General features: G+C 67.1%; 10 protein-coding genes. 8 read left to right on the top strand and 2 right to left on the bottom strand.

Going from position 1 to position 13,297, the window contains the following annotated elements:
* Positions 1-138 precede the first annotated feature (138 nt).
* Positions 139-1,770: an NAD+ synthase gene (locus ACTCB7_RS04040; RefSeq protein ID WP_224416397.1), complete on the top strand. Its 1,632-nt coding sequence runs from the start codon at positions 139-141 to the stop codon at positions 1,768-1,770.
* 147 nt (positions 1,771-1,917) lie between these two features.
* Here ACTCB7_RS04040 and ACTCB7_RS04045 read toward each other — a convergent pair whose 3' ends face one another.
* Entirely contained in the window at positions 1,918-2,709 is a 792-nt protein-coding gene (locus tag ACTCB7_RS04045; RefSeq protein WP_224416398.1) for an outer membrane protein assembly factor BamD, read from the bottom strand.
* Between the two features lie 158 nt (positions 2,710-2,867).
* Here ACTCB7_RS04045 and rluD point away from each other — a divergent pair, with 158 nt between their 5' ends.
* From rluD to ilvN, 5 genes are all read left to right on the top strand, one after another.
* A complete protein-coding gene (gene rluD, locus ACTCB7_RS04050; RefSeq protein ID WP_463005647.1) occupies positions 2,868-3,827 on the top strand; it encodes a 23S rRNA pseudouridine(1911/1915/1917) synthase RluD in 960 nt (319 codons plus the stop codon).
* The gene (pgeF, locus tag ACTCB7_RS04055; RefSeq protein WP_224416400.1) at positions 3,824-4,579 is read left to right on the top strand and encodes a peptidoglycan editing factor PgeF; all 756 of its coding nucleotides are present in this window, start codon (positions 3,824-3,826) and stop codon (positions 4,577-4,579) included. Before rluD ends, pgeF begins: the two co-directional genes overlap by 4 nt.
* A gap of 153 nt (positions 4,580-4,732) precedes the next feature.
* Positions 4,733-7,318 carry an ATP-dependent chaperone ClpB gene (gene clpB / locus ACTCB7_RS04060; RefSeq protein ID WP_163650602.1) on the top strand — a complete coding sequence of 862 codons (2,586 nt, stop codon included), beginning with the start codon at positions 4,733-4,735 and terminating at the stop codon, positions 7,316-7,318.
* A 439-nt stretch (positions 7,319-7,757) separates the two neighbouring features.
* A complete protein-coding gene (locus tag ACTCB7_RS04065; protein WP_463005648.1) occupies positions 7,758-9,482 on the top strand; it encodes an acetolactate synthase 3 large subunit in 1,725 nt (574 codons plus the stop codon).
* Positions 9,482-9,973 (top strand): acetolactate synthase small subunit, encoded by a 492-nt coding sequence (gene ilvN, locus ACTCB7_RS04070; RefSeq protein ID WP_163650604.1) that lies wholly within the window; start codon positions 9,482-9,484, stop codon positions 9,971-9,973. The genes ACTCB7_RS04065 and ilvN overlap by 1 nt, the downstream gene beginning before the upstream one ends.
* Here ilvN and ilvY read toward each other — a convergent pair.
* Complete coding sequence (gene ilvY / locus ACTCB7_RS04075; RefSeq protein ID WP_463005649.1) at positions 9,963-10,913, bottom strand: HTH-type transcriptional activator IlvY; 951 nt, start codon at positions 10,911-10,913, stop codon at positions 9,963-9,965. The genes ilvN and ilvY overlap by 11 nt on opposite strands.
* Positions 10,914-11,105: 192 nt before the next feature.
* Between ilvY and ilvC the strand changes: the two genes are divergently transcribed.
* Positions 11,106-12,122: a ketol-acid reductoisomerase gene (ilvC, locus tag ACTCB7_RS04080; RefSeq protein ID WP_163650606.1), complete on the top strand. Its 1,017-nt coding sequence runs from the start codon at positions 11,106-11,108 to the stop codon at positions 12,120-12,122.
* Positions 12,123-12,277: 155 nt separating this feature from the next.
* Positions 12,278-13,141 carry a CDP-diacylglycerol--serine O-phosphatidyltransferase gene (pssA, locus tag ACTCB7_RS04085; protein WP_463005650.1) on the top strand — a complete coding sequence of 288 codons (864 nt, stop codon included), beginning with the start codon at positions 12,278-12,280 and terminating at the stop codon, positions 13,139-13,141.
* The last annotated feature ends 156 nt before the right edge of the window (positions 13,142-13,297 follow it).

Genomic DNA, 13,297 nt, shown 5'->3' on the forward strand with positions numbered 1-13,297 from the left:
GATGGGCCGGTGCTTTGCAGGCGGCGATCCATGCGGGACAATGGCGTCAATGGGGTAGTGTAAGGGAAGCGACTGCGCCTGCCTATCGGGCAGCCTGCCCCGTCCGTCCATGACCGTGATTCGAGGAATGACCCAGCCATGCAAGACTTGACCCTGGTAATGGCCCAGCTGGACCCGTTGGTGGGCGATATACCCGGTAACGCCGATCGGGCCATCGAGGCGGTGCGCGAGGCCCGCATCGAGCACAAGGCGGATGTGGTGGTCTTTCCCGAGCTGTTCCTGACCGGCTACCCGCCCGAGGACCTGCTGCTGCGTCCCTCGATGGAGACGCGGCTGGCGGCGGCCCGGGAGCGCATGGCCGAGAAGGTCGCCCGCGACGTGATGGTGATCATCGGCTATCCCGGCCGACGCGAGGATGGCTACTTCAATCTGGCCGGCGTGCTCTACAACGGCGAGTGGCTGGGCGAGTATGCCAAGCAGTCGCTGCCCAACTACCTGGTGTTCGACGAGCACCGCTACTTCACGCCCGGCGATGCGCCGCTGGTGATCGAGCATGGCGGGGCTCGCCTGGGGATCCTGATCTGCGAGGACCTGTGGGACGGCGCGCCGGTCCGGCGTGCCCGGGATGCCGGCGCCGACATCCTGGTGACCCTGAACGCCTCGCCCTATCACCGCGACAAGCCGGCCGAGCGGCTGTCGCTGTTCGCCGACCGGGCCCGCGAGGTGCAGCGCCCGGTGGTGTACGCCAACCAGGTCGGCGGTCAGGACGAGCTGGTCTTCGATGGCGGCTCGCTGGTGGTCGATGCCGCCGGCGAGCTGCAGGTGCGTGCCCCGCACTGGCAGGCCGGCCTGATGCCGGTGCGCTTTCTCGGCGAGGCACAGGGCTGGCGGCCGGAGGCGGGCGAGATCGAGCCGCTGCTCGATGCCGAGGAGAGCCTCTACTGCGCGCTGGTCACCGGGGTGCGCGACTACGTCAACAAGAGCGGCTTCAAGGGTGTGGTACTGGGCCTGTCGGGCGGCATCGACTCGGCGCTGTCGCTGGCCATCGCGGTGGATGCGCTGGGCCCGGACCGGGTCCAGGCGGTGATGATGCCCTATCACTACACCGCCGACATCTCCCGCGAGGACGCCGCCGAGCAGGCCCGGCGGCTGGGCGTGCACTACGAGGTGCTGCCGATCGTGTCGATGGTCGAGGCGGCCGACGAGACGCTGGCGCAGAGCTTCGCCGGCGCCCCGCAGGACACCACCGAGGAGAATCTGCAGTCACGCTGTCGCGGCGTGCTGCTGATGGCGATCTCCAACAAGAAGGGCCTGATGGTGCTGACCACCGGCAACAAGAGCGAGATGGCGGTGGGCTACGCCACGCTCTACGGCGACATGGTCGGCGGCTACAACGCGCTCAAGGATGTCTACAAGACCTGGGTCTATCGCCTCGCGACGTGGCGCAACGCGCAGGAGCCGGTGATCCCCGAGCGGGTCATCACCCGTCCGCCCTCCGCCGAGCTGGCGCCGGACCAGCAGGACAGCGACTCGCTGCCCGGCTACGACGTGCTGGACGCGATTCTCGAGCGCTACATCGAGGGCGACATGAGTGCCGAGGCGATCATCGACGCCGGCTTCGACCGCGAGGCCGTCTATAAGGTAGTCAAGCTGGTCGATCGCAACGAGTACAAGCGCCGCCAGGCGCCGGTCGGTGTGCGGGTGACCTCGCGCGGCTTCGGCCGCGACCGGCGCTATCCCATCGTCAACCGCTGGCAGCCCGGGGAATGACCCCGGCTGTCGCCGGGGAGCCATAAGCTGCAAGAGCGGCGCTACGCGCCTGGAAGCTGGAAGAATTGCTATCTGCCAAGACAGCGTGGTGTTTGATTTTTCTTCCAGCTTACCGCTTATCACTTACCGCCCCCCCCCGGAGGGGCATTACAGCGTCAGCGGCTCGGCGTCGACGTACTTCGGTTCGAAGGTGGTGCCGTCGAGGCGGTCGTTGTTCGGGTCGTTGTCGATCAGCGTCTTGAGCACCTCGCGGGCGCGGTCGCGCATGTCGAGCCCCAGGTAGCCCTCCACCATGGTGGCCAGGGCGTCGCGGGTGGCCGGCGTGCGCGGATAGTGCTCGAGTACCCACTTGCCGCGCTCCACGGCGGCCACGTAGGCGCCCTTGCGCAGGTAGAAGTCGGCCACCTGCAGCTCGTGGCGCGCCAGCACGTTGCGCAGGTAGATCACTCGCTGGCGGGCGTCGGCGGCGTAGGGGCTGTCGGGAAAGCGACGGGCCAGTTCGCTGAAGTCGACGTAGGCGTCGCGCGTGGCGCCGAGGTCACGCTTGGAGATGTCGATCATCTCCAGGCTCTCGAGACTGAAGCGCCCGGCCTCGTAGGCGGCCAGGCCGCGCAGGTAGTAGGCGTAGTCGACCTGGGGATGATCCGGATGCAGGCGGATGAAACGGCTGGCGGCGGCCCGGGCGGCTTCCCAGTTGGTGACCTTGTAGTAGGCGTAGATCAGCTCGAGCTGGGCCTGCTCGGCGTAGCGGCCGAACGGATAGCGGGTGTCCAGCGCCTCGAGCTGCTTGACGGCGTCGTTGTAATGATGGGTGTCGAGCGACGACTGGGCCTTCTGGTAGAGCTCCTTTTCCTGCAGCTCGGGGGATACCTCGGTACTGGCGCAGCCGGCCAGCAGGGTGGCAGTCAGGGCCAGGGCGGCCAGGGAAGCAACACGCATCGTCATCCTCGTCTCGGGCAATCGTCTGGGGCCGTGGTAGAATCGGTCGAACTCGGTCACCAGTCAAAGCACCCCACTATAAAGCACACGCTACCGGCGGGGACAGGCCTTGCCGGGAAAACCCCACATCCACTCCCGCTACAGGCATTCGGCAAGCTATGTCAGAGACTCTGCACCGCGACGCGCGTATTCCCGAGACGATGGTTGGCCTGCGCCTGGACCAGGCCGCCGCCGAGCTGCTGCCCGATTATTCCCGCGAGCGGCTCAAGAGCTGGATCAAGCGCGGCGAGCTGACCGTCGACGGCGCCAGGGCCCGGCCCAAGGACAAGGTGGCCGGCGGCGAGCGGCTGGTGCTGGAGACGGTGCTCGAGGACGAGGTGCGCTGGACGCCCCAGGCCATCGAGCTGGACATCGTCCACGAGGACGCGTCGGTGCTGGTGGTCAACAAGCCCGCCGGGCTGGTGGTGCATCCGGCCGCGGGCAATCCCGACGGCACGCTGCTCAACGCCCTGCTGCATCATCGCCCGGCACTGGCCGCCATCCCCCGGGCGGGTATCGTGCACCGTCTGGACAAGGACACCACCGGGCTGATGGTGGTGGCCAAGACGCTGGCCGCCCAGACGTCGCTGGTCGAGCAGCTCCAGGCGCGCACGGTGTCACGGGAGTACGATGCGGTGGTGACCGGGGTGATGACCGCCGGGGGCACGGTCGATGCCCCCATCGGCCGCCACCCGCGGGATCGCAAGCGCCAGGCGGTCCATGTCTCCGGCAAGCCGGCGGTGACGCATTATCGGGTGGTGGAGCGTTTCCGCGGGCATACCCATGTGCGCTGCAAGCTGGAAACCGGGCGCACCCACCAGATTCGCGTGCACCTGGCCCATCAGCGCTTTCCGCTGGTGGGGGACGCGCTTTATGGTGGGCGGCTCAAGCTGCCCGCGGGGGCCGGCGAGTCGCTCAAGGAGCTGCTGCGCCATTTCCCGCGCCAGGCCCTGCATGCCCGCAAGCTGGCCTTCATTCACCCCGACAGCGGCGAGACGCTGACCCTGCGGGCCGAGCTGCCGGACGATCTGTGGCTGTTGCTGGATGGCCTGCGGGCCGACCAGGAGGAGAGTTCATGAGCGAGCGTCCGACCCTGCTGCTGCCGGACTGGCCGGCGCCGGCCACTGTCGGCGCCTTCGTCACCACCCGCGAGACCGGGCCCAGCCGCGGGCCGTTCGCGGCCTTCAATCCGGCGCTGCATGTCGGCGACGATCCGCGGGACGTGCAGCGCTGCCGCGAGCTGCTGGCCGAGGAGATCGGCGACGCGCGGGCGCTGCTGTGGCTCGACCAGGTGCATGGCGCCAATGTCGTCCAGGATTATCGGCCTGCGTATGCCGAGCGAGCACCGCGTGCCGATGCGGCGGTCGCCGGTGACGCGGGCCATGCCTGCGTGGTGCTGACCGCCGACTGCCTGCCGGTGTTCTTCTGCGATCGGCGCGGTACCCGCGTCGGCGTGGCGCACGCCGGGTGGCGCGGGCTGGCCGGCGGCGTGCTGGAAGCCAGCGTGGCAGCGCTGGGCATTGCGCCCACGGAGCTGATGGCTTGGCTGGGGCCGGCCATCTCCAATGCCCAGTTCGAGGTGGGCCACGAGGTCCGGGACGCCTTCGTGGCGTTCCAGGCCGAGGCCGAGGAGGCCTTCGAGCCCAGCCCCTATCGGCTCGGCCACTACATGGCGGACCTCTACAAACTCGCCCGGCTGCGCCTCGAGCGCTTGGGGCTCGCGCAGGTCAGCGGCGGCCACTTCTGCACCGCCTGCGAATCGCGCTTCTACTCCCACCGCCGCGATGACGGCGTCACCGGTCGCATGGCCAGCGTGATCTGGCTGCGCTGAATCCCGTCCGGGCTTGATCCGCATCAAGCCCGCCGTGCATCGCCATGCCGGTGACTTGAAACTCGCCCAGCATACCTCCATTGATAGTGTCAACACGGACAAGGGCCGCGTGGCGCGTCCGACCGCGCCATTGCCCCCAATGGAGGATTTTCGATGCGAATCGACCGCATGACCAGCAAGCTGCAGAACGCCCTGGCCGAGGCCCAGTCCCTGGCGGTGGGACGCAGCCACAACCAGCTCGACCCCGGGCATGTGCTGGCCGCGCTGCTCGACGCCGGCGACAGCGGCATCAAGGGCCTGGTGCAGAAGGCCGGTGGCGATGTCGCCAAGCTGCGCGACGGCCTGGCCGAATACCTCGACAACCTGCCCAGCGTCGGCCAGTTCGACGGCAACGTGACCATGAGCCAGGATCTGGCGCGGCTGTTCAACCTCGCCGACCGCGAGGCCCAGGCGCGCGGCGATCAGTACATCGCCAGCGAACTGGTGCTGCTCGCGGCGCTGGAGATGAATCAGCGCATCACCAAGGTGCTGACCCAGGCTGGCCTGAACAAGAAGGCACTGGTGGCGGCCATCGACAGCCTGCGCGGCGGCCAGGCGGTGGACGACGCCGGTGCCGAGGAGAACCGCGAGGCGCTCGACAAGTACACGCTCGACCTCACCGCGCGTGCCGGCGAGGGCAAGCTCGACCCGGTGATCGGCCGCGACGACGAGATCCGCCGCACCATCCAGGTGCTGCAGCGGCGCACCAAGAACAACCCGGTGCTGATCGGCGAGCCCGGGGTGGGCAAGACCGCCATCGTCGAGGGCCTGGCCCAGCGCATCGTCAATGGCGAGGTGCCCGAGGGGCTCAAGGACAAGCGCGTGCTGTCGCTGGACATGGGCGCGCTGCTGGCCGGTGCCAAGTTCCGCGGCGATTTCGAGGAGCGCCTCAAGGCGGTGCTCAGCGAGCTCGCCAAGGAAGAGGGCCGGGTGATCCTGTTCATCGACGAGCTGCATACCATGGTCGGCGCCGGCAAGGCCGAGGGCTCGATGGACGCCGGCAACATGCTCAAGCCCGCCCTGGCGCGCGGCGAGCTGCACTGCGTAGGCGCCACCACGCTCGACGAGTATCGCCAGTACATCGAGAAGGATGCCGCCCTGGAGCGCCGCTTCCAGAAGGTGCTGGTCGACGAGCCCAGCGAGGAGGACACCGTTGCCATCCTGCGCGGCCTCAAGGAGCGCTACGAGGTCCACCACGGGGTGGACATCACCGACGGCGCGATCATCGCCGCGGCCAAGCTCTCGCAGCGCTACATCACCGATCGCCAGCTGCCCGACAAGGCGATCGACCTGATCGACGAGGCGGCCTCGCGGATCCGCATGGAGCTCGACTCCAAGCCCGAGGAGATGGACCGTCTCGACCGCCGGCTGATCCAGCTCAAGATGGAGCGCGAGGCGCTCAAGAAGGAGACCGACGAGGCCTCCCGCAAGCGGCTCGAGAACCTCGAGGCCCAGATCGACGAGCTGGAGCGCGAGTACGCCGACCTCGACGAGGTGTGGAAGGCCGAGAAGGCCAGCATCCAGGGCGCGGCGCAGTTCAAGGCCGAGTTGGAGCAGGCGCGCATCGATCTCGAGGCGGCGCGCCGCCAGGGTGACCTGGGCCGCATGTCCGAGCTGCAGTACGGGGTGATTCCGTCGCTGGAGAAGAAGATCGCCGAGTCCAGCGAGGCCGAGGGCGATACCTCGAGCCACCAGCTGCTGCGCTCCAACGTCACCGAGGAGGAGATCGCCGAGGTGGTGTCGCGCTGGACCGGCATCCCGGTGGCCAAGATGCTCGAGGGCGAGCGCGACAAGCTGCTGCGCATGGAGGACGCGCTGCACGAGCGGGTGATCGGCCAGGACGAGGCGGTCAAGGCGGTCGCCGACGCCGTGCGCCGCTCGCGCGCCGGGCTCGCCGACCCGCACCGGCCCAACGGTTCCTTCCTGTTCCTCGGCCCCACTGGGGTGGGCAAGACCGAGCTGTGCAAGTCGCTGGCCAGCTTCCTCTTCGACACCGAGGAGGCGATGGTGCGCATCGACATGTCCGAGTTCATGGAGAAGCACTCCGTGGCGCGGCTGATCGGTGCCCCTCCCGGCTATGTCGGCTACGAGGAGGGTGGCTACCTGACCGAGGCGGTGCGCCGCAAGCCCTATTCGGTGCTGCTGCTCGACGAGGTCGAGAAGGCCCACCCGGATGTCTTCAACATCCTCCTGCAGGTGCTCGAGGATGGCCGGCTGACCGATGGCCAGGGGCGTACCGTGGACTTCCGCAACACGGTGATCGTGATGACATCCAACATGGGCTCCGACCTGATCCAGCGCCTGGCCGGCGAGGGCGAGGACGCCTACACGCGGATGAAGGACGCCGTGATGGAGGTGGTCGGGCAGCAGTTCCGGCCCGAGCTGATCAACCGCATCGACGAGGTGGTGGTGTTCCACCCGCTGGGGCAGGAGCAGATCCAGCAGATCGCGGCGATCCAGCTGCAGCGGCTGCGTGACCGGCTCGCCGAACGCGACATCGGGCTGGAAGTCTCCGACGACGCCATGGCCCAGCTGGCGGTGGTCGGCTTCGACCCGGTGTTCGGGGCGCGGCCGCTCAAGCGGGCGATCCAGAGCCGGCTGGAGAACCCGCTGGCCCAGGAGCTGCTGGCCGGGCATTTCGTCCCGGGCGATACCGTTCGTGTCACCACCGAGGATGGTCACCTGGCCTTCGCCAAGTAAGCATTCATTCGGCGCGTCGCACCGAGGCCCCGTCTTCCCCCGGGAAGGCGGGGCCTTTTCATGTTCCGGGCCGGGCAATCCGCCACCGCAAAGGCCGCCGTGGTTGACATGGTTATCCGGCTATTGGAATCTTGACGGTTCCTGAGCAAGGGACGTGGCTTCAGCGGGCGATCCCCCAACGCCGCGTGACGGGTAGGCGTTTCGGCCTCTACTCGCCCTGTAAGGACTTCCGGGCACGGGTTAACCGCCTTGCCTGGCCCAACCCCCGACGCGGCGATCCGTCGCGGTGCAGAGTGCAGGCCCCATCCGGGCCGAAGAACGCCAGGGTTTGGCATCAGGTGCCGGCCGCGGGCCGGCAGCGGCATACCGCCGCACTCGACTTTCGCGACCCTTGCCGGGGTGGCGACAAGGCACTCGAGACCTCCAGGGGAGATACACTGTGGAATTGCTTTCCGGCGCCGACATGATCGCCCGCTTCCTTAAGGATGAGGGCGTTGAATACATCTATGGCTATCCGGGAGGGGCAGCGCTGCACATCTACGATGCGCTGTTCCGTCAGGATGCCGTCAAGCACATCCTCGTGCGCCATGAACAGGCCGCGACCCACGCCGCCGACGGCTACGCGCGGGCGTCCGGCAAGCCCGGCACCGTGCTGGTGACCTCCGGCCCCGGCGCGACCAACACCGTTACCGGCATCGCCACCGCCTACATGGACTCGATTCCCATGGTGGTGCTGTGCGGGCAGGTCGCCAGCCACCTGATCGGTGAGGATGCCTTCCAGGAAACCGACATCGTCGGCGTGACCCGGCCGATCGTGAAGCACAGCTTCATCGTCAAGCACCCGACGGAGATCCCGACGGTGCTCAAGAAGGCCTACTACCTGGCGGCCTCCGGGCGGCCGGGACCGGTGGTGGTGGACATTCCCAAGGACATGACCGCGCCCACCGAGCGCTACGAGTACGTCTATCCGAAGAAGGTCAAGCTGCGCTCCTACAACCCGGTCACCCGCGGGCACACCGGCCAGATCAAGAAGGCCGTGGAGCTGATGCTCAAGGCCCGGCGCCCGGTGTTCTATACCGGCGGCGGCGTGGTCACCGGCGATGCCAGCGAGGCGCTGACCGACCTGGTGCAGCGGCTGGGCTATCCGATCACCACCACCCTGATGGGCATCGGCGCCTATCCGCAGCGCGACCGGCAGTCGCTGGGCTGGCTGGGCATGCACGGCTCCTACGAGGCCAACATGGCCATGCACCATGCCGACCTGATCGTCGCCATCGGCGCGCGCTTCGATGACCGGGTGACCAACAACACCTCCAAGTTCTGCCCCACGGCCAAGATCGTCCACGTCGACATCGATCCCAGCTCGATCTCCAAGACCGTGCGCGCCGACGTGCCGATCGTCGGCCCGGCGGGCAGCGTGATCAGCGAGATGATCAGCCTGGTCCAGGGGCGCGAGCCGGCCAACCCCGAGGCGCTGACCGAGTGGTGGGAGCGCATCGACGGCTGGCGCGACGAGCGCCGCGGCAAGCTCTACGAACCGGCCGCGCCTGGCGAGCCGCTCAAGCCGCAGCAGGTGATCGAGGCGATCTGCGAGGCCACCCGGGGCGAGGCGTTCGTCACCACCGATGTCGGCCAGCACCAGATGTTCGCCGCGCAGTACTACAAGTTCGACAAGCCCAACCGCTTCATCACCTCGGGCGGGCTGGGCACCATGGGCTTCGGCTTCCCCGCGGCGATGGGCATCAAGCAGAACTACCCGGACGATGACGTGGTCTGCATCACCGGCGAGGGCAGCTTCCAGATGATGATGCAGGAGCTGTCGACCTGTAAGCAGTACGGCATCGGCGTCAAGATCGTCAACCTCAACAACCAGTCGCTGGGCATGGTCCGCCAGTGGCAGGACCTGAACTACAAGTCGCGTCACGCGCACTCCTACATGGAGTCGCTGCCCGATTTCCAGAAGCTGATCGAGGCCTACGGCTTCACCGCGATTCGCGTGGAACGCGAGGAGGACCTCCTGCCGGCGCTGGAGCGGGCGTTCGCCGACAAGGACGAACTGGTGTTCCTCGATGTCTACGTCGACCCGCGCGAGCACGTCTACCCGATGCAGGTGCCCCTGGGCTCCATGCGTGACATGCTGCTTTCGAAGACGGAGCGGACCTGATGCGCCATATCATCTCGATCCTGATGGAAAACGAACCCGGCGCCCTGTCCCGCGTGGTGGGGCTGTTCTCGCAGCGCAACTTCAACATCGAGTCGCTGAACGTGGCGCCGACCGACGATGCCACCCTGTCGCGCCTGACGGTGACCACCGTGGGCGACGACCGGGTGATCGAGCAGATCACCAAGCATCTCAACAAGCTGATCGACGTGGTCAAGCTGGTCGATCTGACCGAGGGCAATCACGTCGAGCGCGAGCTGATGCTGGTCAAGGTCAAGGCGCTGGGCGCGCAGCGTGACGAGGTCAAGCGTACCGTGGACATCTTCCGCGCGCAGATCGTCGACGTCACGCCGAGCGTCTACACCGTGCAGATCACCGGCGATGCCGCCAAGCTGGACGCCTTCCTGCAGGCCATGAGCCCGATCGGCGTGCTGGAAGTGGCGCGCACCGGCGTCTCGGGAATCTCCCGGGGCGACAAGGTGCTCAGCCTCTAGGCGCGTCGCCTGCGATGGGGGCCGTCGAGCCGTCCCTCCGGGGGCGGCTTTTTGTTGCCGGGGTGTCGGGAATCTGCTGCCAGAGCGCGTGAATCAGCGGATGGCGCAGCTTGCGCTCGAGTACGCACAGGCCGACGTCGTAGGGCGCCAGGCGCGGCGTGACATCGAGGATGCGCACGCGATCGGCCAGCGGGCTGTTGTCGAGCACGATCCGCGGCACCACGCCGACGCCGAAGCCCAGCCCGACCATGCTGACGATCGCCTCGTTGCCGGCGACCTGGGCGTAGATGCGCGGCTTGATGCCGAAGCGGCGAAACCAGGCATCGGTGCGATCCCGGGCCAGCCCCGACTCGGAGAGGATCATCGGCGTCGTCGCCCACTGCGCCGGCGGGCTGTCCGGCGAGGGCACCCAGTCGGCGGGCTCGCTGGGGGCGATGAACACCAGCGGCGAGGTGGCGATGGGCTTGAAGGCCAGCGACCCGGGCAGCGCCTCGGGACGGGCGGTGATCGCCATGTCCTCGTCGCCGCCGATGACCCGGCCGATGGCGTCGGCCGGGTCGCCGGTGTGCAGCTTGAGCTCGATGCGCGGGTGGCGCAGGCGGAACTCGCTGAGCAGCTCGTAGAGGAAGCTGTAGCTGGCGGTGACCGAGCAGTAGATGCTGATCTCGCCGGTCAGTTCGCCGCTCTGCTCCATCAGTGTCTGGCGCAGCAGGGCCCACTGTTCCAGGGTGTCACGGGCGTACTGCTGGAAGAGGCGGCCCTCGCGGGTCAGTGCCACGCGACGGTTGTCGCGCTCGAACAGCGACACGCCGAGGCTGGCCTCGAGCTGGGCGATGGTGCGGCTGAGCGTCGAGGGGCTGACGTGGCAGGCGTCGCTGGCGCGGCCGAAGTGCAGGGTCTCGGCCAGGGCGAGGAAGTGCCTGAGGGGGCGCAGGTCCATGGCGTATTGCACCTGGTGAATTGAAATGTTGCAAATATAGCGTTTTACGCAACGCAGTGCCTGCCGTATCGTGTCTCCAGACACAAGGAGCGGCGCCCGCACTGCGGTCGACCGGTCCACCACGCCGCGCTAGACGGCGGGCCATCAACGCTGACGCAATCCTTTACTCGCTCGATATCACGGAGTTTCCCCATGCGCGTTTACTACGACAAAGATTGCGACCTGTCGCTCGTTCAGGCCAAGAAGGTGGCCATCGTCGGTTACGGCTCCCAGGGCCATGCCCACGCCAACAACCTGAAGGAGTCCGGCGTCGACGTGACCGTCGCCCTGCGCAAGGGCTCCTCCTCCGCGGCCAAGGCCGAGGGTGCCGGCCTCAAGGTGGCCAGCGTGGCCGACGCCAGCCGCGAGGCCGACATCGTCATGGTGCTGGCGCCGGACGAGAACCAGAAGGCCATCTACGAGAACGAGATCGAGCCCAACCTCAAGCAGGGCGCGACGCTGGCCTTCGCCCACGGCTTCAACATCCATTACAACCAGATCGTGCCGCGCAGCGACCTGGACGTGATCATGATCGCGCCCAAGGCGCCGGGTCACACCGTGCGCTCCGAGTTCACCCGTGGCGGCGGCATCCCCGACCTGATCGCCGTCGAGCAGAATGCCTCTGGCCAGGCCAAGGAAATCGCCCTGTCCTACGCCGCGGCGATCGGCGGTGGTCGTACCGGCATCATCGAGACCACCTTCCGCGACGAGACCGAGACCGACCTGTTCGGTGAGCAGACCGTGCTCTGCGGCGGCGCCGTCGAGCTGGTCAAGGCCGGGTTCGAGACCCTGACCGAAGCCGGCTATGCCCCGGAAATGGCCTACTTCGAGTGCCTGCACGAGCTCAAGCTGATCGTCGACCTGATGTACGAAGGCGGCATCGCCAACATGAACTACTCGATCTCCAACAACGCCGAGTACGGCGAGTACGTCACCGGCCCGGAGGTCATCAACGACGAGTCGCGTGCGGCGATGCGCAATGCGCTCAAGCGCATCCAGAGCGGCGAGTACGCCAAGATGTTCATCCAGGAAGGCAACACCAACTATCCGTCGATGCATGCCCGTCGGCGTCTCAACGCCGAGCATCCCATCGAGCAGGTCGGCGAGAAGCTGCGTGCCATGATGCCGTGGATCGCCGCCAATCAGCTGGTCGACAAGAGCAAGAACTGAGCGTTTCCGAACGACAGGCAGCATCTCCAGAGGCGCGGAAATCCGCGCCTCTGGCGTTTCCGGGTGGCGGTGGATGGGCGAGTGAGCCTATCGTTAGGGGCGGCAGGGTGTAGAATGCGCGCTCATGCCGGATGCTGGCAACGGAACGAGACTTTATGACCCAAGAGCCTCAACAGGATACGCACGCTTCAACGCCCCCGACCTCGGCCGAGTCCGAGTTTTCCGAATTCGCCCGGGAAACCGATGTCGTCGAGGAAACCGTCGAGAATGGCAAGAAGGTCAGACGCCGCGGCATCTACCTGCTGCCCAACCTGTTCACGACCTCGGCGCTGTTCTCGGGGTTCTTCGCCGTGGTGGCGGCCATCAACGGCGACTTTGCCGCGGCGGCCATCGCCATCTTCGTGTCGATGGTGCTCGACGGCCTGGATGGCCGCGTGGCGCGGCTGACCAACACCCAGAGTGCCTTCGGGGCGGAATACGACAGCCTGGCCGACATGCTCTCCTTCGGCGTGGCACCCGCGGTGGTGGCCTTCTCGTGGATTCTTCAGGATGTCGGCAAGATCGGCTGGATCGCCGCCTTCGTGTATGTGGCCGGCGCGGCCCTGCGCCTGGCACGCTTCAACGTCCAGCTCGGTTCCACCGACAAGAAGTGGTTCATCGGCCTGCCGAGTCCATCGGCGGCGGCCCTGGTGGCCGGATGTGTCTGGGTGTTCCACAGCTTCGATATCGAAGCCTACGCCTTCAAGCTGCTGATGACCTTCATCGTGGTGGCCGCCGGCGTGCTGATGGTCAGCAATATTCGCTACTACAGCTTCAAGGAAATCGACCTCAAGGGGCCGGTGCCGTTCGTGGCGCTGCTGGCGATCGTGCTGATCTTTGTGGTGATCTCGCTGGAGCCATCGGTGATGCTGCTGGCGCTGTTCGGCTGCTACGTGGCTTCCGGGCCGCTGATGGCTGCCAAGCGCAAGCTCAAGGGGCAGCCGGCCCCCGACAGGGTAAATACCGACGTCGAGCATTGAGTACGGCTCCTCGCCGGAAATGTTCCCCCGACGCCCCCCTTCTGGCGGGCGTTTTTGTCTATTCAGTTTATCCACACCCGGTTGTCGGCGGTTCATGAAGGCGGCTGTGGACAGGCGGATTCGGGCGAGGGGCGTGGCGCCGAAATTTTTTTCGGG

This window comes from Modicisalibacter sp. (genome assembly GCF_055145905.1).